The 18,844-nt window shown below is 68.7% G+C and carries 18 protein-coding genes and 1 riboswitch; of the genes, 13 read left to right on the plus strand and 5 right to left on the minus strand.

Features of this window, described 5'->3' with window-relative positions; translation table 11 throughout:
• From N825_RS21725 to N825_RS21735, 3 genes are all read right to left on the minus strand, one after another.
• A partial coding sequence (locus tag N825_RS21725) for a tetratricopeptide repeat protein (RefSeq protein ID WP_037456996.1) occupies window positions 1-535 on the minus strand: 535 nt, incomplete at its 3' end.
• A gap of 4 nt (window positions 536-539) precedes the next feature.
• A complete protein-coding gene (locus tag N825_RS21730) occupies window positions 540-1,046 on the minus strand; it encodes a hypothetical protein (protein ID WP_051512739.1) in 507 nt (168 codons plus the stop codon).
• Window positions 1,047-1,059: 13 nt separating this feature from the next.
• Entirely contained in the window at window positions 1,060-1,530 is a 471-nt protein-coding gene (locus N825_RS21735; RefSeq protein WP_037457000.1) for a YHS domain-containing (seleno)protein, read from the minus strand.
• A gap of 273 nt (window positions 1,531-1,803) precedes the next feature.
• Between N825_RS21735 and N825_RS36765 the strand changes: the two genes are divergently transcribed.
• Complete coding sequence (locus N825_RS36765) at window positions 1,804-3,069, plus strand: adenylate/guanylate cyclase domain-containing protein (RefSeq protein ID WP_157619474.1); 1,266 nt, start codon at window positions 1,804-1,806, stop codon at window positions 3,067-3,069.
• Window positions 3,070-3,287: 218 nt separating this feature from the next.
• Here the strand turns inward: N825_RS36765 and N825_RS21745 are convergent, their stop codons facing one another.
• Window positions 3,288-4,073: a hypothetical protein gene (locus N825_RS21745; protein WP_051512741.1), complete on the minus strand. Its 786-nt coding sequence runs from the start codon at window positions 4,071-4,073 to the stop codon at window positions 3,288-3,290.
• Between the two features lie 169 nt (window positions 4,074-4,242).
• Here N825_RS21745 and N825_RS21750 point away from each other — a divergent pair, with 169 nt between their 5' ends.
• Genes N825_RS21750 through add form a run of 8 tightly spaced genes read left to right on the plus strand, consistent with a single transcriptional unit; the run spans window position 4,243 to window position 11,811 of the window.
• Window positions 4,243-5,403 carry an ABC transporter permease gene (locus tag N825_RS21750; protein WP_051512742.1) on the plus strand — a complete coding sequence of 387 codons (1,161 nt, stop codon included), beginning with the start codon at window positions 4,243-4,245 and terminating at the stop codon, window positions 5,401-5,403.
• Between the two features lie 16 nt (window positions 5,404-5,419).
• On the plus strand, window positions 5,420-6,391 hold the full coding sequence (locus N825_RS21755; RefSeq protein WP_037457004.1) for an ABC transporter permease: 972 nt from the start codon (window positions 5,420-5,422) through the stop codon (window positions 6,389-6,391).
• A gap of 27 nt (window positions 6,392-6,418) precedes the next feature.
• Entirely contained in the window at window positions 6,419-6,844 is a 426-nt protein-coding gene (cdd, locus tag N825_RS21760; protein WP_084164956.1) for a cytidine deaminase, read from the plus strand.
• An 18-nt stretch (window positions 6,845-6,862) separates the two neighbouring features.
• On the plus strand, window positions 6,863-7,690 hold the full coding sequence (locus tag N825_RS21765; protein ID WP_037457007.1) for a purine-nucleoside phosphorylase: 828 nt from the start codon (window positions 6,863-6,865) through the stop codon (window positions 7,688-7,690).
• Window positions 7,687-8,505, plus strand: a complete 819-nt coding sequence (deoC, locus tag N825_RS21770) for a deoxyribose-phosphate aldolase (RefSeq protein ID WP_245613194.1) — start codon at window positions 7,687-7,689, stop codon at window positions 8,503-8,505. The genes N825_RS21765 and deoC overlap by 4 nt, the downstream gene beginning before the upstream one ends.
• A gap of 16 nt (window positions 8,506-8,521) precedes the next feature.
• Window positions 8,522-9,844: a thymidine phosphorylase gene (gene deoA, locus N825_RS21775; RefSeq protein ID WP_037457009.1), complete on the plus strand. Its 1,323-nt coding sequence runs from the start codon at window positions 8,522-8,524 to the stop codon at window positions 9,842-9,844.
• A gap of 3 nt (window positions 9,845-9,847) precedes the next feature.
• Window positions 9,848-10,765 (plus strand): DMT family transporter, encoded by a 918-nt coding sequence (locus tag N825_RS21780; protein ID WP_051512743.1) that lies wholly within the window; start codon window positions 9,848-9,850, stop codon window positions 10,763-10,765.
• Window positions 10,762-11,811 carry an adenosine deaminase gene (add, locus tag N825_RS21785; RefSeq protein ID WP_037457011.1) on the plus strand — a complete coding sequence of 350 codons (1,050 nt, stop codon included), beginning with the start codon at window positions 10,762-10,764 and terminating at the stop codon, window positions 11,809-11,811. The genes N825_RS21780 and add overlap by 4 nt, the downstream gene beginning before the upstream one ends.
• Here add and N825_RS21790 read toward each other — a convergent pair.
• Entirely contained in the window at window positions 11,759-13,957 is a 2,199-nt protein-coding gene (locus tag N825_RS21790) for a protoglobin domain-containing protein (protein ID WP_037457012.1), read from the minus strand. The genes add and N825_RS21790 overlap by 53 nt on opposite strands.
• A gap of 156 nt (window positions 13,958-14,113) precedes the next feature.
• Window positions 14,114-14,213: riboswitch (TPP riboswitch) on the plus strand.
• Window positions 14,214-14,272: 59 nt separating this feature from the next.
• Here N825_RS21790 and N825_RS21795 point away from each other — a divergent pair.
• The 4 genes from N825_RS21795 to N825_RS21810 are packed head-to-tail and all read left to right on the plus strand — an operon-like array spanning window position 14,273 to window position 18,819.
• On the plus strand, window positions 14,273-15,442 hold the full coding sequence (locus N825_RS21795; RefSeq protein ID WP_051512744.1) for an ABC transporter substrate-binding protein: 1,170 nt from the start codon (window positions 14,273-14,275) through the stop codon (window positions 15,440-15,442).
• Window positions 15,439-16,311 carry a branched-chain amino acid ABC transporter permease gene (locus tag N825_RS21800; RefSeq protein ID WP_037457014.1) on the plus strand — a complete coding sequence of 291 codons (873 nt, stop codon included), beginning with the start codon at window positions 15,439-15,441 and terminating at the stop codon, window positions 16,309-16,311. Before N825_RS21795 ends, N825_RS21800 begins: the two co-directional genes overlap by 4 nt.
• Complete coding sequence (locus N825_RS21805) at window positions 16,304-18,085, plus strand: branched-chain amino acid ABC transporter ATP-binding protein/permease (protein WP_245613195.1); 1,782 nt, start codon at window positions 16,304-16,306, stop codon at window positions 18,083-18,085. Before N825_RS21800 ends, N825_RS21805 begins: the two co-directional genes overlap by 8 nt.
• Complete coding sequence (locus N825_RS21810; RefSeq protein ID WP_063833905.1) at window positions 18,082-18,819, plus strand: ABC transporter ATP-binding protein; 738 nt, start codon at window positions 18,082-18,084, stop codon at window positions 18,817-18,819. The genes N825_RS21805 and N825_RS21810 overlap by 4 nt, the downstream gene beginning before the upstream one ends.
• The last annotated feature ends 25 nt before the right edge of the window (window positions 18,820-18,844 follow it).

Genomic DNA, 18,844 nt, shown 5'->3' on the forward strand with positions numbered 1-18,844 from the left:
CCTCGGCGGCGTCGAGCACCCCCGCCTGCTCCCGGGCGAAGGCCAGCATGCCCCAGGCGTGGCCGAACTCCGGCGCGTGAACGCAGGCGGCCTCGGCCAGCCGCCGCATGCCGGCGCGGTCGCCGCGGTTCAACTGGTGGACCTGCGCCAGTTTCAGATTGAGCAGGTCACGCGGCCAGTGCAGCGCGATGATCAGGTGGAAATCCAGCGCCCCGCCGGTGTCACCGGCTCCCCAGGCGTCTAATGCCTGGATCATCAGCCGTTCCCGCTCGGTCGCCCCGCGTGAAAGCTCGCGGGCTCGGGCCAGGAAGGGAGCGGCCTTGGCGACGCCGTCGGCGGTCTGGAGGAACAGGTGCAGGGCGCCGGCATGGGCCTGGAGGATGGCGCAACCGGGATCGGCCTCGGCGGCGTTCAGCAGCGCCCCGGCGTTCTTGCCGTGGCTCAGGATCTCCAGGGTGAAGTGATCGATCGCCTCGACAGTGGCGGGGCTCGCCGTGGTGACGGGATGGCCGAAGCGGTCGCGCGGGAGCGGCATGGCGTCAGCTCCGTCCCACACGGGCTCTTGAACGGGGCGAGCCCAGGGGTGTCAGCGCCATCAGGGCGGAACGGCGCAGGACCAGGATGCCGGCCGACGCGATCCAGACGCCGCAGGCCAGGGCGAAAAGCTCGCCGCCATCCAGGCTGCCATCGGTGTTGAGCACCTGGATACCCAAGGGCGTGAAGAGATGGAAGAAGATGGCGCCGCTGATGACGCCCAGCGCCAGCGCCGCGCCGGCCCCCTGGAGCGCCACGCGGCCGGTAAGGAGGCCGGCCAGCAGCAGCAGCGAGGCCACCAGTTCGCCCGTGCCGACGACGTATTGGCTGAACGGTCCCGTCGGCGCGAACAGGCCGGGGAAGCCCCAGCCGGCTGCCCAGGCGTCGAGGGTGCCGAAGATGTGCCGGGTCTCTGGACTGTCGGTGAACTTGAAGAACAGCGACTGGATGAAGACGAACGCGATGTAGAGGGAGAGGGCTCCGGTCAGGAACCTACGTTTTCGCTCGGACATCTCAGGGCTCCCGTCATTTGCCCAGAACGGATGGCCAGTTGTGGTCGGCGCTGGCGATGTGGCCGGGGATGTCCTTCTCCCACCGCTGCTGGATCTCCTGGTCGTAGTTCAGGTACAGCTTGCCGTCGACCACCTTCCACAGCTTGGGATCGCCCGACGCGGTCTTGCCTTGCGCCACCGCCCAGGCACAGTAGCCACCATATTGGGGGGCGTATTTTTCCGGCGACTTGATGAACAGGTCGCGGTTCTCGGCGGAGGCGAAGCGCCATTCCGCGTCCATCCAGCGGGTCGAGAACTCCTTGCCGCCCTCGACCGGCTGGCCCTTGGTGAAATAGGCCACCGGGTCGTAGCCACCGACCGCGACGCTGCTGAAGAAACCGGTATAGACGGCGGGTTCCTTCGCGGCAGCCGGCGTCACGGCCGATCCGGCCGCGCCGATCGCGATCAGGACGACGGCCAGACCACGGGTCACTCGACGAAACATATGCCTTCTCCCACAAGTGATAGTTAATGAAGCATCGTCTCCAATCTCCATGACATCATGTACCAAATCCTGTGACGGCAGAAATCACATCGGCTCACCGATCCGTGATCCTGTTCACGTCATCGTGATTATTTTGTTACCACGACCATCAGTGCGGCGAATCCGGCCTCTCTGTTTGATCACAAACGAAATCTTTCAAGACGCCGGATCTGACGCGCGGCCGGCGAAGCTGTATGATGAAGCGGAATATCGCTCTGGAGGAGTGGACGATCAGTGAGCGCGCATCAATCCTCGGACGTTCAAGCCTTGGCGCCTTCGGATAGGACGGCGGCGGCGGCGCGACGCGTCCTTCCCACCCAATCCGGCCCTTTGAGAAACGCGCATATCTTCGCGTGGCTGATCACCGTGCTGGCGGTCTGCATGGCGGTGTCGAGCATCGCCCTGCCCTGGGAGGGCGAGCGATTCGCCTTTCACAATCGGCTGGCGGCTTGGATCACCAGTGGGTTGCTGGCGCTGGCGCTGGGATCGCTGGGCTGCGTCCGGGCGGGCTGGATGCTGGCCGGACGGATGGGCATCATCCTGTACGGCTGCGTCGTCGTGGCGTCGATGACCGTCATGCTCGGGCCGGGGACCGGCATCGACGTGGTGGCGGCCACCTGCCTTGTGGCGGCGCCAGCCCTGCTGTTCGCCCGGTCCGAGCGGCTGCCCCTGGCGGTCGGCTGCGCGCTGAGCGTCGGCGTCATCGTCTTCATGCAGGTCTGGATCCATCTCGGCCCGATGTCCTACGTTCCCATCACCAGGTCCGATCTAATGGAGGTCCGCAGCGGCGTCGTGATCGTGGCCGCCTGCGTCGGGGCGCTGGTGGTCTATCTCTACTGGTCGGCGGAGATGGCGCGTGGTGCCGCGGCGCGCGAGAGGGCCCGGTCCGACGCGCTGCTGCTGAACGTCCTGCCCGCCACCGTCGCCGACCGGTTGAAGGCGGGGGAGCGGCGGATCGCCGATCGGCTGGAGCGGGTGACCATCGTGTTCGCCGACATCGCCGGCTTCACCGCCTTCGCCGCCGACCGCAGCGCCGACGAGGTCGTCCACGTGCTGGGCGACCTGTTCTCCCGATTCGACGCGCTGTGCGCCGCCCATGGGGTGGAGAAGCTGAAGACGATCGGCGACGGCTACATGGCGGTGGCGGGCGCCCCGGAGGCCCTGCCAGACCACGCCGGTGCCGCCGCCCGCGTGGCGCTGGGCATGATGGCCGCGATGGAGGAGACGCTGCGCGATCACCCCGGCCTGGGTCTGCGCGTCGGCATCAACACGGGCCCCGTGGTGGCCGGGGTGATCGGCACGCGCAAGTTCGCCTACGACGTCTGGGGCGACACCGTCAACCTGGCGAGCCGCCTGGAGTCGCAAGCCGCCGCCGGTACCATAGCCATCTCCGCCAGCACCCGCTCCGCCCTGGGCGACCGCTTCACGGTGGAACCGCTGGGCACCGCCGAGTTGAAGGGGATCGGAGCTGTGCCGGTGTGGCGGCTGGTGGATGGGTGAAGTGTCTGGTTCGATCTGGCGGTATTCCGGCGGAATAGGTCCCCGGATCAAATCCAAGAGCCGTGACCCTAAGAATTAATTTGTATCCGAATAGGTAAAATCCAGGAGCGCGTAGGTCGGCTAAAGCGAAGCGGCAGCCGACATCAACGCGTCTGCTTGTCGGCTGCCGCTTCGCTTTAGCCGACCTACATTTGAATTATCATTGAACCAGGATTACCCTACTCCCGCCTCAGCCAGCGATCGGCGGCGCGTTCGATCTTGTCGGGGTAATCGGACACTTCGGGACCGATCAGGGGCAGGTCCATCTCGGCCACGATCCGGGCGACGGTGGCGGTGTCCAGGGGAAGCCCCAGGGCTTGGGCACGCCGGGCGATCACCATCTCCTGGCCCCAGAAATAGACCTTCGACGCGCCGGTGTTGGCGCGCATGCCCTGGACTTGCGCGACCCGGCCGTCGCCGTCCAGCGGTATCCAGATGTCGGCCAGGAGCGTGTCGGCGGGAATCTCCGGGGTCCAGGCGAAGGCGTCGCCCTCGACGACGGTGATTTTGGCGGTCGCTTCGGGCGGCAACTGGGCGAAGACGCCCAGTTCGGCGATCAGGCCGATCACCTCCGGGTCGAACTCGACCACCGTCACGGCGGTGACTTGCCTCTGGAGGGCGGCGTTGGCCGCGGCCCAGCCCATTCCCAATCCCATCACCACGGTATGGCCGGTGGCGGCGCGGCAGCCCAGTTCCTGGCTCTCGATCTCCATCGGAGTCATCGACATCCAGGTGCGGAGACCGGCATCGGCGCCCTCGCCGTGGATCCGCGTCAGCACCGCCATGTCGGTCACGACCTGGACGCCGCTCCAGTAGCCGGGGCACAGGCTCAGTGGTGCCACGTCGAGACGCCAGCGTTCGCCCTGGATCGGACGGTAGACCGGCCGGAATACATCAGGTGCGTAGAGCGGGGCTCCCCCGGGAACGATCAGACCCGCCGGAACGACCGGTGCTTCCACGGACATGTTCGCTACCTCTCCATGCTGTTCATACGCATCCATACCATAAGGATTAGACAAAAAGGATGGGATCGTTTCGAGACTGTCCCGTTCGAGTCCGGCCAACCCGCTTGCCTCGCCAGATCGAACCGGGCAAGTTCGATCGAACGGAGACGATCGGGGACGGACGCTCGGCATGGCATCGGGATCGACGAACGGCACGGGCGACGCCGCGGGCAAGGGCTTCAACCAGCCGGGAGAGGTGCCGGGTTGGGTGAACTACGCCCTATTGCCGGCGCTCAACCTCGTGGCCGCCCTGGCGGTCTCCAGCCTCGTCATCCTGGCGATCGGCGAAAACCCGATCGCCGCCATGGGGGTGCTGCTCTACGGCTCGTTCGGCTATCCCGAGGCGGTCGGCTTCACCCTCTACTACACCACCAACTTCATCTTCACCGGACTGGCGGTGTCGGTGGCCTTCCACTGCGGGCTGTTCAACATCGGCGGGGAGGGACAGGCCTATATCGGCGGGCTGGCGGTGGGATTGGTCGGGCTGTGGTTCGGCGGCGCGCCGTGGCCGGTGGTCGCGATCATCGCCATCGCGGCGGGCGCCGCCGGTGGGGCGGCCTGGGCCTATGTCCCAGCCTGGCTCCAAGCCCATCGCGGCAGCCACATCGTCATCACGACGATCATGTTCAACTTCATCGCCGCGTCGGTCATGACCTACCTGCTGGTCGACGTGCTGATAGCGCCCGGCCAGCAATCGCCGGAGAGCAGGCAGTTCGACCAATCGACCTGGCTGCCCTTCATGCATCAGGCGCTGGGCTGGATCGGCATCCGGATCCCCAACTCGCCCCTCAACCTGTCGTTCGTCTGGGCGCTGGTCTGTTGCGCGCTGGTCTGGGTCCTGATCTGGCACACCCGTTGGGGCTATGAGATCCGCACCGTCGGCCAGAACGAGCGGGCGGCGGTTTACGCCGGCATCTCGCCGTCCGGCAACATCATCCTGGCGATGGCGATCTCCGGCGCGCTGGCCGGCTTCGTCGGGCTGAACGAGGTGCTGGGCGTCAACCACAGGCTGATCCTGGGCTTCACCGGCGGCGTCGGCTTCGTCGGCATCGCCGTGGCGCTGATGGGGCGCAACCACCCGATCGGCATCGTGCTGGCTGCCCTGCTGTTCGGAGCGCTCTACCAAGGCGGGTCGGAGTTGGCCTTCGACTTTCCCAACATCAACCGCGAGATGGTGGTGGTGATCCAGGGACTGGTGATCCTGTTCGCCGGCGCGCTGGAGAACCTGTTCAAGAGCCGGGTCGAGGCGCTGTTCCGGCGCTCCACGCGCCAGCCAGCCACGGCTGGCTGAGGGAGGAGGTCGCGTGATGGACTACATGACCCTCCTCTCGGTCCTGGACGGCACGGTGCGAACCGCGGCGCCGCTGGTGCTGGCGGCCCTGGCCGGGCTGTTCGCCGAACGCTCCGGCGTCGTCGACATCGGCCTGGAGGGCAAGATGCTGGCGGGAGCCTTCGCCGCCGCCGCGGCGGCCTCCGTCACCGGCAGCCCCTGGCTGGGCCTGCTGGCGGCCATCCTGGCCGGGATCGCGCTGTCGATGGTCCACGCCTACGCCACCGTGACCCACCACGGCAATCAGGTGGTCAGTGGCATGGCGATCAACATCCTGGTGGCCGGGCTGACCCCGACACTGGCCTTCGCATGGTTCCAGCAAGGAGGCCAGACGCCGATCCTGCAATCGGGCGAGCGGTTCCAGTCGATCACCCTGCCGTTGGCCGACGCGCTGGGAGATACCATCCCGGTCCTGGGGCCCCTGTACCGCGAGGTGATCAGCGGCCACAACATCCTGGTCTATGCTGCCGTGCTGGCGGTGCCGGTCACCGCCTGGGTGGTCTACCGCTCGCGCTTCGGCCTGCGACTGCGGGCGGTCGGCGAGAACCCCAGCGCGGTCGACACCGCCGGCATCTCGGTCGCCAAGCTGCGCTATCAGGCGCTGGTGATCTGCGGTGCCCTGACGGGGGCGGCCGGAGCCTACCTCTCCACGGCGCAGGGTGCCGGGTTCGTCCGCGACATGACGGCCGGAATGGGCTATCTGGCGCTGGCGGCTTTGATCTTCGGCAAGTGGAAGCCCGCCCCGACGCTGGCCGCCTGCCTGCTGTTCGCGCTGGCCGACGCTGTTCAGATCCGGCTCCAGGGCGTCGATATCCCCGGCATCGGGATCATTCCGGTGCAGTTCATCCAGATGCTGCCCTATGTTCTGACCGTGCTGCTGCTGGCGGGGTTCGTCGGCAAGGCGGTGGCGCCCAAGGCCAGCGGCATTCCCTATGTGAAGGAACGTTGACGTGACGACACCCCGAGCGGCCCCACCATGAGCGGTCCCACCACGAGCGGGCTCGACGGCATGATCTCCCTGGCGCGTCAGGCGATGGGGAACGCCTACGCGCCCTACTCGAACTTTCCGGTCGGGGCCTGTCTGCGGACCGACGGCGGCAAGCTGTACGCCGCCGCCAATGTGGAGAACGCGGCCTATCCGCAAGGCCAGTGCGCCGAGGCCAGCGCCATCGGCATGATGGTCGCGGGTGGCGACCGCAAGATCGTCGAGGTCGTGGTGATGGGCGGAGCGCCGGGCGACGGCTTGCTGTGCACGCCCTGCGGAGGCTGCCGCCAGCGGCTGCGCGAGTTCTGCGCGGGCGATGTCCGGATCCACGTCTGCGGACCGGAGGGCGTGCGCCGGACAGTGACGCTGGACGAGTTGCTGCCGCTGTCGTTCGGCCCCGAGAACCTGAACTTCTGATGAGCGCGAAAGGTTGACATGGACGGCATAGCCACCCCTGGGGAAGCGGCGAAGGCCATCGCGGAACGGGCCGGCAGCCTTAGGCCCCGGATTGGCATCGTGCTCGGCTCCGGCCTGGGCGGGCTGGCGGAGCGGATAGAGGACGCCGTCACGATCTCCTACGCGGACTTGCCGGGATTCCCGCGCCCGGGAGTACATGGCCACGCGGGCCAGCTCGTGCTGGGAACCCTGGGCGGCCAGCCCGTCGCCTGCATGCGAGGGCGGGTCCATCTTTACGAAGGCGCTGGTCCGGCGGCCATCAAGGTGCCGATCCGGGCGCTGAAGCTGGCCGGGTGCGACACGCTTTTGCTGACCTGCGCCGCCGGTTCGCTCCGCACTGAGGTGGGACCGGGGCGGCTTATGGCGATCACCGACCACATCAACATGCAGGGCGGCAACCCGCTGGTCGGCCCCAACGACGACGCGTTCGGCCCGCGCTTCCCCGGTCTGAAGGACGCCTGGGACCCCACCTTGACGGCGCATCTGGCGTCGACCGCCGCGGAACTGGGGATCGACCTCGCCCAAGGCGTTTACGCCGCCTGGCTCGGACCCTGTTTCGAAACGCCGGCCGAGGTCAGGATGTTGAAGGTCCTGGGCGCCGATGCGGTCGGCATGTCGACGGTGCCGGAATGCATCGTCGCCCGGCATTGCGGGTTGACGGTGGTTGGCTGCGCCGTCATCACCAATCTGGGCGTCGGCCTTGGTGACGGTGAGGTCAGCCACGACCAGACGCTGCGCTCCGCCACCGCGGCGGCGGCCGATTTGGAACGGCTGGTGATTGGTTTTCTGGAAGGAATGAAACGGTGACGACACTGGATGCGACGCTGGCCCGTCTGGTCGAGGAGGCCAAGTTGGCCGCTCCCGATGCCAAGATCGCGGAGCGCGCCCTGCCCCTGCTCGACCTGACCAGCCTGAACGACGACGACACGGATGAGCGGATCGTGGCGTTGTGCGACCGGGCGGTGACACCGGCCGGCCGGGTCGCCGCGGTCTGCATCCACCCACGCTTCATTCCGGTCGCGAAACGGCGGCTGGAAAACAAGGGCGTCGCCATCGCCACCGTCGTGAACTTCCCCGGTGGCGGGGAAAGCGCCGCCGAGGTCGCCGGATCGACCCGAGACGCGATCCGGGCCGGGGCGGACGAGATCGACGTGGTGCTGCCATGGCGCGACTTCAAAGCGGGGGAACGCACGGTTCCCAACGACATTCTGCGCGCCTGCCGCGATGCCTGCGGCGACGGCATCCTGATGAAGGTGATCCTGGAGACGGGCGGGCTCGACGATGCCGACCTGATCGAGCGGGCCAGCCGGGACGCGGTCGCGGCGGGGGCGGATTTCCTCAAGACCTCCACCGGCAAGCTCCAGCCCGCCGCGACCTTGGAGGCGGCCGCCATCATGCTGGCGGTGATCCGCGACAGCGGCAAGCCGGTCGGATTCAAGGCCGCCGGCGGCATCCGCGACACGGCGGGCGCCGCCACCTACCTGCATCTGGCCGGCGCGCTGATGGGAGAGGGATGGGCGACACCCTCCACCTTCCGCTTCGGCGCCAGCGGTTTGCTGGACGCCCTGCTGGGCGACCTGGGCCAAGGCGCCACCGGGCAAAAGCCCCGCGGCGGATATTAGGGAAACGGAACGATCCATGCTCCCCCAGGAAATCATCCGGAAGAAGCGCGACGGCGGGCGGCTGTCGGAAGCCCAGATCAAGGCCTTCATCGACGGGGTCACGTCGGGCGCCGTGACCGAGGGCCAGATCGCGGCCTTCTGCATGGCCGTGTTCTTCCGGAGGATGGAGCTGGACGAGCGGGTGGCCCTGACCCGCGCGATGACACATTCCGGCACCGTATTGAACTGGAAGCCGCTGGGCCTGCCCGGTCCCGTGCTGGACAAGCACTCGACCGGCGGGGTCGGCGACAAGGTCAGCCTGATCCTGGCGCCGGTCATCGCGGCCTGCGGCGGCTTCGTGCCGATGATCTCGGGCCGGGGGCTTGGCCACACCGGCGGCACGCTGGACAAGCTGGACAGCATCCCCGGCTACACCTCCCTGCCCGACCGGCCGGTGCTGGAGCGGGTGATCCGCGAGGTCGGCTGCGCCATCATCGGCGCCACCGACGCCTTCGCCCCGGCCGACAAGCGGATCTACGCCGTCCGAGACATCACGGCGACCGTCGAGTCGCTGGACCTGATCACCGCCTCCATCCTGTCGAAGAAGCTGGCCGCCGGGTTGGACGCGCTGGTGATGGACGTCAAATGGGGCTCCGGCGCCTTCATGGCGGAGTTCGACGACGCCCTCGCCCTGGCGGAGAGCATCGCCACGGTCGCCAGCGGCGCCGGCATGCCGACGGTGGCCTTGCTGACCGATATGAACGAGGTGCTGGGCCGCACCGCCGGCAACGCGCTGGAGGTTCGCGAGTCGATCGACCTGCTGACGGGAGCCAGCCGCGACGCCCGCCTGACCGAGGTCACCACCGCGCTGTCCGCCGAACTGCTCGTCCTGGGCGGTTTGGCTCCCGACGAAGCGGCCGCCCGCGCTTTGGTCGACCAAGCCATCGCCAGCGGAGCGGCGGCGGAGCGGTTCGGCCGCATGGTCGCGGCGCTGGGCGGTCCCGCCGACCTGCTTGAGCATCCCGACCGCCATTTGGACGCGGCGCCGGTCACGCTCGAGGTGCGCGCCGAGACCGATGGTTTCGTCACCGCGATCGACACGCGGGCGCTCGGCGTCGCGGTGGTGGCGCTGGGCGGCGGGCGGACCCGCGTCCAGGACCCGATCGATCCCGCGGTCGGCCTGACCGACGTCTCGGGCCTTGGCTCCGAAGCCGGTGCGAAGGCGGCCCCCCTCGCCATCATCCACGCCCGGACCGGCGAGGCGGCCGAAGCCGCCGCCACCATGGTCCGCGGCGCCTTCACCGTGGGACAATCGGCACCCAAGCCGAACCCGCCAATCGCCCGCCGCCTCACGCGATAAAAATTGCCCCCACAAATCCTGAATGGCAGATCCGAGACGCTTCGCGGCATCGGCCTGCTCGTGCTCTCCCTGGTGGTCTTCGCCGTCATGGACGTGCTGATCAAGTGGCTGTCCGCCAGCTTCGGCACGTTCCAGATCATCTTCTTCCGGTCGGTCTTCGCCCTGCTGCCGCTGGGGGTACTGGTGGCGCGCTCGGGCGGCCTCAAGGCGCTTCGGACGTCGCGGCCGGGCGGTCACGTGCTGCGCTCCCTGATCGGAGCCAGCGCGCTGGTCTGCTTCTTCTACGCCTTCTCCCAAATGCCGCTGGCCGACGTCTACGCCATCCACTTCGCCGGACCGCTGTTCCTGACCGCGCTGTCCGGTCCGATGCTGGGCGAAAAGGTCGGCTGGCGCCGCTGGAGCGCCGTCGGCGTGGGATTTCTCGGCGTCGTCGTGATGCTCCAGCCGGGTAGCGCCATCTTCTCCCCGATCGCCCTGATCCCGCTGCTGGGCGCCGTGTTCTACGCCTTCGCCATGATCTTCGTCCGCAAGCTGAGCCGGACGGAGACCAACGCCGCGATCGTCTGCTACTTCACCCTGACCGGCGTCGCCGTCGGTTCCATCGGCATGGCGCTGGACTGGCGCACACCGGACTTGGGCGGCTTCCTGCTGCTGGCGATGGTCGGCATCCTCGGCGGCATCGCGCAAATCCTGATGACGCAGGCGTTCCGCTCGGCCCCCGCCGCGATCCTGGCGCCCTTCGAGTACACAGCCATGATCTGGGCGGTCACGTTCGGCTATCTGGTGTTCGCCGACCTTCCCTCGAGCCCCGTCCTGCTGGGAGCCCTGATCGTCTCGGCCAGCGGGCTCTATATCCTTCACCGGGAGACCCGCCGCGAACGGGGGCCGGTCACCGAACTGTCGAAGGTTCCGGCGAAATGACACTCCACCGGACGGGGATACAACAGACGGGGATCCCCAAGGCCGAACTGCACGTCCACTTGGAGGGCACGGCCACGCCGGAACTGGTCCGCACCCTGGCGGAACGGAATGGCATGGACCTGCCGCCCGGCCTGTTCACGGAGGCCGGCCACTTCGCCTGGACCGACTTCCTCCATTTCCTCAAGGTCTATGACGACGCGGCCTCCACTATCCGAACCGAGCGGGATTACCGCGACGTGACCCACGACTATCTGCGCCGCTGCGCCGCCGAGGGAGCGGTCTATGTCGAGGTGATGTCGTCGCCCGACCACGCGGCGCTCGCCGGACTGTCGTTCCAGGGCCATCTGGACGGCATCGTCCAGGGGATCGAGGACGCCAAAGCCGATTTCGGCATCGAGGCCCGGCTGATCGTCACCTGCGTCCGCCATTTCGGCGTCGAGCGCGGGCTGGAGGTGGCGCGGGCCTGCGTCCGCCATCGGCACCACTTGCTGACCGGCTTCGGCATGGGCGGCGACGAGAACCACTTGGCCGCCGGCGCCTTCGCCGAGGTCTTCGCCATCGCGGCCGGCGACGCCGGACTGGGGCTGACCGTCCACGCCGGCGAGGCGGCCGGACCCGACAGCGTGCGCGACGCTTTGGACAGCCTGGGCGTCCGCCGAATCGGCCACGGCGTCCGCGCCGTCGAGGACGCCGACCTGATCCGCCGGATCGCGGATGACGGCGTCGTGCTGGAAGTCTGCCCGACCAGCAACATCCGCACGGCGGTCTATGCCGGGTATGGCGACCACCCGCTCAACCGCCTGCGCGAGGCCGGCTGCGCCGTCACCCTCAACAGCGACGACCCGCCCTTCTTCGACACCACGATCGGCCAGGAATACGAGGTGGCCGCCCAGCATTTCGGCTGGTCCGACATGGACCTGCTGACATCCACCGAGGCGTCGCTGAACGCCGCCTTCATCGATGGCGCCACGCGGGAGCGGCTGCTGGCCCGAGTCAGGTCGGGCGGCAGCCCAGGCGCAGCGCCCCCCAGTGGCGGCCATGGATAAGGATCGGCGCGCTGACGTCCTTCATCAGTAGAAAGCTGCCGCCGCCCATGTCTCGCCGGTAGGTCTGGACCAGGGCCGGTGCCCGGCTGCGCGCGGCGGCGATGCCGGTGAAGTCATCGAACAGCCGCCGATTGCGGCAATTGGCGGCGTTCCAGGCGCGCTCGCCTGGCCGCTGCGGGTGCGAGTATTTGAGATTGTGGGTCGGGAGATAGCCGTTGCGGTCGACCGCGACGCAGAAGTCGATCCGCGGCTCCTTCCGCAACACCGCCTCCTGGATCGGCGACAGCAGGCGGTCGCAGATTTCGGTGTAGCCGGTCAGGTATTGCTGGGGTTCCGTGCCCGGGATCGGCTGGTAGGCGGTGGAGAACATCACGGCGGCGGCGACCTCGCCCTCGTCGATCGCGTCGTCGAACAGGCCCGAGATCTGGCGCGCCGCCTCCTGCACCGTCGCGATCAGCGACTCGTCGCCTCGATGCCAGCGGTCCATCGCCTCCGCAAGGGCGGCGCCCGCCTCGCGCGCGATATCCGCGAAATGGACGTGGAGCAGTTCCCCCTCGACATTGGTCACCCCCGCCGTGATCTCGCCGATGTTCGGCAGCGTGAAGACCACCTTGGCGGCGATCGACGACGTGCCGGAGGCCAGCCGGATCTGCGCCCCACCGGTGGAGATATTCTCGATGCAGCCCGACACCAGTTTGCCATCGACCTTCATGTCGGTCTTGATGCCGACGGTGACCCTGACCGCGCGGCGGCGCTCGGCGAAACGGGAGTTGCGGAGGCTGGAGATCACCCGCTTCTCGATATTGACGACCTGCTCCACCAGTTCGGTCGTGTTCTTCCGCAACTGGGTGGAGACGGTGGTGGTCAAGCCCGCCTGGGTCGCGACGCTGCCGATCCGCTCGTGGACCAGCCGGACGCTGTCCGCCGTGCGGGTGACGGTCTGGGCGATGTCCTGGGTGACGGCGTCCTGCTCGACCACCGCCGAGGCGATGGCGGTGATCGTGTCGTTGACCAGTTCGACCCGGCCGGCCACGTCGGCGATGGCGGTCACCGTGTCGCCGATCGCCCTCTGCATCGACTGGATCTCGGCGCGGATGTTGGCGGTGGCGTCGTTGGTCTGGTCGGCCAACTGCTTGACCTCGTTCGCCACGACCGAGAATCCCAGCCCGGCCTCCCCCGCGCGCGCCGCCTCGATGCTGGCGTTGAGGGCGAGGAGCCGGGTCTCCTTGGCGATCTTCTCGATCAGCGAGGCGATCGAGCCGATCCGGTCGGACACGGTGGTGAGGTTGTTGGCGATCTCGCTGGCCGAGCGGGACCGCGTGTTCGCGTCCCTGGCGGCGCCGGTCGAGCGGTCGACCTGCCGCGAGATCTCCGCGATCGACGCCGACAGCTCCTGCGTCGCGGCGGCGATGCTTTGGGCGTTGACATCGGCCTCGTGGGACGCGACCGAGACGTGGCCGCCATCCTCGCTGACCAGCTTGGCCGCCCCCAGCACCTCGTCCGACGCCGTCTCCATCGCCTCGGCCTTGCGGCGGACGAGTTGGACGGCCTCGTCCAGCTCCTGCTCGAAGGTGTCGGCGAGATCCAGCAGCTCGTCGGTCACGTGCTGTTCGGTCGTGGTGTGGGTATAGACCGACAGCGCCAGCTCCGCCTCCATCAGCAGCGTGCGGATCAGCGTGGCGGCTTGGTCGGCCGCCGCCCGCCGGCTCCACTTGTTGCGCTCGATCACCGAGCGGACCAGCCTCTCCATGATGAAGGAATAGGCCGACAGGTAGAACCGCGGCTTGAGGCCGACACGGTGATGGGCGGCGCCGATCTTCTGGACCCGCTCGGCGTAATCGGCGTTGATCCCGTCGTTGAACAGCTTGTGCCAGTGGTTTTGCTGGGCGTGGATCAGACGGTCGACCAAACCCTCACCCGCGATCATCTCGGCCGTTTCGGGGAAGAGCTTCAGGAACGCGTAGAAATCGGTGAGGATGCCGTCGAGGTCGGCGTTGACGTGCGGTCCCAGATCCTTCAGCGAGGCTTGGGTCGCCTCGTCGATCCGCCATAGCGCCAGTTCGATCGTGTGGCCGCCGGTGACGATTTCCTTTTCCGCCGGGTTCCCGGGGCGGGCGGCCGGTTCGGCCCTTTGGCGCGTGGTCATCGATCACTCCCCACAGTTGTAACCAGGGACAGTCCTCCACCGCATACGGTCGGATCAATGATCTACGTCAAAAGGCGTAGACACGCCCGGATTTGGACCACCGTCCGGATAGGGAGGGGAACCTTGACGGCACCGGGTCCGGCTGTCACTGTCGCGTCAGGAAGGCTGGGGTGCCGGGCGATTGGCCCGTGCTGAGATCATACCCATGGAACCTGATCTGGATCATGCCAGCGAAGGGAGCCCGGAGTTCGACAGGTCGCCAAGCGCCCCGCCCAACCGGTTTCCCCCCTTCGCGGAGGAAGAGGGAAACCGAGAATGGCCGACAAGACAAAGAACTCCGGGAACCCGGCCCTTCGACCAGCCCTTCGAAAGGTCCTTCCTCTGGCCGCGGCACTCCTTGCGTCCGTGATCCCGCCCGCCGCCGCCGCCGCTGAACTGAACATCCCCGTGCTGGTCCCCGTCACGGGATTCCTGGCGCTGGAGGGCACCAGCCAGCGTAATGGCGCCGTCCTGGCGCTCAGCGACGCGCCAGCCGGGTTGAAGGTCGAGTCCGAGGTGATCGACACCGGCACCGCTCCGGAGGGGGCGGTCACCGCGCTGGAACGGGCCGCCGGCCGGGGCACGCCCACGGCGGTCGCCGCCAGCATGCTGGGCACGCAGATGCTCGCCATGCTGCCGCTGGCGGAGGAATACGGCGTGCCGCTGGTGACGGTGTCGGGCACGGCGTCCATCACCGAGCGGGGCAACCCGTGGGTCTTCCGCTTCTTTCCCGGTGACGGCGTGACCAAGACGGCTCACGCCCGCTATGCCGTGGAGGAATTGGGCAAGCGCCGGCCGGCGGTGATCCACCAGACCACCGCCTATGGCCAGAGCGGCCAAGCGCACCTGCGCGACGCCTTCGCCAAGCTGGGGGTCGAGCCGGTGTTCGAGGAGGGCGTCGATCCCGGAATCCGCGACATGCTGCCGGTCCTGACCAAGGCGATGGCGGCCAATCCCGACGTCCTGATCCTCCACCTGCATTCCGGTCCGACCGCCCTGTTCATCCGGCAAGCCGCCGCCATGGGAATCACGGTGCCGATCGTCGCCGGCTCGGCCATGCACCAGCCATCCACCGCCGCCCTGCTGGAGCCGGCGGAGTTGAAGGGGGTCTGCGCAGAATCATCCGCCTCGCCCGTCTCCGGCGGCACGCCCGAACTGGAACGGTTCACCGCCGATTACCGCGCCACCTTCAAGACCGAGCCGGACGCCTTCGCGCTGGGCCAGTACGACGGCATCCGCATGGTGCTGGACGCGGCGGCCAAGGGAGCGGAGACGCCAGAGGCGATCCGCGACGCGCTGGCGAAATCGACCTACCAAGGCCTCGCCATGACCTACCGGTCGGATGGCAGGGGCAACATGGCGCATTCCGCCGTCATCGTCTGCTATGACGGCGCGTCCCGCGTCCCCGCCGTGGTCAAGCGCTACGACACCGCGGCGCCGCCATGATCGTGGCGCAACTGCTGGTCAATGGGCTGGCGCTGGGCGCCGCCTACGCGCTGGTGGCGCTGGGCTTCGTCCTGGTGCTGAACGCGACCGGCGCCGTCAACTTCGCGCAGGGCGACCTTGTGATGGCGGGCGGCTTCCTGGCCGTGGCCCTGGCCGGATCCCTGCCCGTTCCGGGCATCGTCCTGCTGCCGCTGGTGATGGGGCTGATGGCGCTGCTCGGACTGGCGGTGTCGCTGCTGGCGTATCTGCCGCTGCGGAACCGCCCGCCGGTCAGCGTCTTCATCAGCACGATCGCGGTCGGCATCATCCTCCAGAACGGCGTCATCCTGCTGTTCGGGCCGGAGCCGAAGGCGGCTCCGGCGCTGTTCGGCGCCACGACGGTGTCGCTGGGCGGGCTGGTGATCCCGGAGCAATCGATCGCCGTCATCGCCGTGGCCGGGCTGCTGATCCTGGGGCAGCACTGGCTGTTCGCGCGGACCCAGCTGGGCCGCAGGCTGCGGGCGACGGCGCAGGACCCGGAAATGGCCCGCGCCTGCGGCATCCCCGTGACGGCCATGATCGCCCTGACCTTCGCGGTGGGCGCCGCCTTGGCGGGTGCCGCCGGGCTGCTGCTGTCCAACCAGTTCTTCGTGACGCCGTCCAGCGGCGCCGGGCTGATTTTGAAGGCTTACATCGCCGTCACCATCGGCGGCTGGGGCAGCGTCGCGGGCGCGGTGACCGGCGCGCTGCTGATCGCCGCGTTCGAGGTGGTGGCGTCGGCGACCGTCTCCTATTCCGCCGCGACCGCGGCGCTCTACCTGGCGGTGCTGGTGATCCTGACGTTCCGGCCCCAAGGGCTGTTCGGCGAGGCGGCCGGCGCCCGTGCGTGACCGCGTTCCCTGGGCATCGTCCTGGACGGGCATCGCCGGCGGGGCCACGCCTGCGCTGGTCTTGGCGGGAGCGCTGGTGGCGGCGCACGCCGTCCTGTTCGCCGATCCCTATGGCTTGCGGGTGCTGACCGTGGCGGGGGTCTACGCGCTGGCCGTCATCGGCTATCAGATGATCTTCGGCAAGGCCGGAGCCCTCTCGCTGGCGCAGGGCACCTTCCACGGGCTGGGCGCCTACGCAACCGGCATCGTGGGCAGCCAGTTGGGCTATGGGTTCGCGGTGACGTTCCCGGTCTCGATCCTGGTGCCGACGGTCCTGGCGCTGGTGATCGCGGCTCCTGTGCTGCGGCTGGAAAGCCATTATTTCGCCTTGGCGACGCTGGGGATCGGACAAGTGGCGCTGCTGGGCGCGGTGGAGTGGCAGGGAGTGACCGGCGGTTCCAACGGCATCGCGGGGGTGGCCGCCATCGAGCTGTTCGGCTGGCGTCCCGGGCGTGGCCTGCCGCTGGCGCTGTTCGTCTGGGCGCTGGTCGCCGCGGGAGCCGTGATCGCGTGGCGCTATGGGCGGGGCTGGCGCCGGTTGGCTTTTCCGCTGATGCGGGACAATCCCGCCGCGGCCCGCGCGCTCGGCATCGACATCGACCGGCTGCGGCTGGAGACCTTCGCGCTGAGCGCCGCCTATGCCGGAGCCGCCGGCGCCCTGGCGGCCCACATCCAGCGGGTCGTGTCGCCCGAAGTGCTGGAGTTTCCGGTCATGGTCACGATCCTGACCATGGCGGTCATCGGCGGCCGGGGCCGCGTCGGCGGTGCCATCGCGGGGGCCCTCCTGCTGACGCAGCTGCCGGAGTGGTTCCGGGGATGGGAGCGCGGCTATCTGCTGCTCTACGGCGTCGTCCTGCTGGCGGTGGTGGTGGCGGCGCCGTGGGGTTTGGTCGGCGCGCTGGAGCGCGCGCGGCGGCGCTGGCTGCCCGAACGGCCCCGACCGCTGCCGGTGCCCGTGGACCCCGGCCCGCGGCCGACCCCGCCCTTTCGCGGACCCATGCTGTATGTGGCCGGTCTATCCAAATCCTTCGGAGGCGTACGGGCGGTCGACGGCGTCAGCCTCTGGATCGACCGGGGCGAGATCCTGGGTGTCATCGGCCCCAACGGATCGGGCAAGACGACCCTGATCAACCTCATGACCAGCCTGGAGAAACCGGACGGTGGCAAGCTGTACGTACGGGGCGTCGAGATGACCGGCATGCCGACCCACAGGATCGCCCGGGGAGGGGTCGCCCGAGGCTTTCAGATGGCGAGTTTGCCGCCTGACGGCGACGCGCTCGACGCCGTCGCCGCCGGCCGCGCCATGATCGACAAGGACCCGTCGTCCGCCGCGGCGCACGCCCTGCACTTCCTGACGTTGACGGGAGCCGCCGACTTGGCCCGCACGCCTTGCTCCGTCCTGCCGCCGGGATCGCGGCGCCGGGTCGAGCTGGCGAGGGCGCTCGCGCGGCAGCCCGGTGCCCTGCTGCTGGACGAACCCGCGGCGGGCTTGACGGAGGCCGAACAGGCCGATCTCGCCGGCCAGATCCGCTCGGCCGCCGCCAGCGGGGTCGCCGTGCTGATCGTGGAGCATAACATGCCTTTCCTGCTGCCGCTGGCGGACCGGATCATCTGCCTGGACGAGGGCCGGATCATCGCGGAGGGGACGCCCGACGCCATCAGGCGCGATCCGGCGGTGATGGCGGCCTATCTGGGGCCATCCCATCCGGAACCGGCCCATCCGGGGCCGGCATGATCGGCGCCCCGCTCGCGATCGAGGGCCTGTCGGTCGGCTTCGGTGGCGCGCCGGTGGTCGACGACGTGACGTTCGACGTGCGGCCCGGCGAGGTCATGGCCCTGCTTGGCGCCAACGGCGCCGGCAAGTCCAGCCTGCTGAAGGCGATCATCGGACTCAATCCCGCCGCATCCGGACGCATCCTGTTCGATGGAGCCGACATCACCCGGCTCAAGCCGGAACGGCGGGCGCGTCTCGGCATCGGCTATGTGCCCGAGGGGCGCCGGGTCTTTCCCGGCATGTCGGTGCGCGACAACCTGGAGGTCGCCAGTTTCGCGGCGACGGTGCCGCGGACGCGGCTGGTCGAGCGGGTGTTCGACCTGTTTCCGCAGCTTCGGACCAAATCGGCCGAACGGGCGTGGCGGCTTTCCGGCGGCCAGCAGCAGATGCTGGCGATCGGCCGGGCGCTGATGGGGGAACCGCGCCTGCTGCTGCTGGACGAACCTTCGCTAGGCTTGTCGCCCCGGCTGACGGCGGAGGTGATGGCGACGGTGCGCGCTATCGCCGCGGGGGGTACCGGGGTCCTCCTGGCCGAGCAGGCGGCCTTGGGAGCGCTGGAAACCGCCGATCGCGGGGTCTGGCTGCGGCTGGGGCGTCTGGAGGCCCGCGGCGGCGCGCCGGAACTGCGGACGCTCCTGACGGCCGATTCCGACTTTCCAGGCAATCCCCTTGCGACCGGCGGGTCCGACCTATAGCCTGCCGCGAAATCGCAGCGCAGCC

The sequence above is a fragment of the Skermanella stibiiresistens SB22 genome (assembly GCF_000576635.1).
GTDB classification, from domain to species: domain Bacteria; phylum Pseudomonadota; class Alphaproteobacteria; order Azospirillales; family Azospirillaceae; genus Skermanella; species Skermanella stibiiresistens.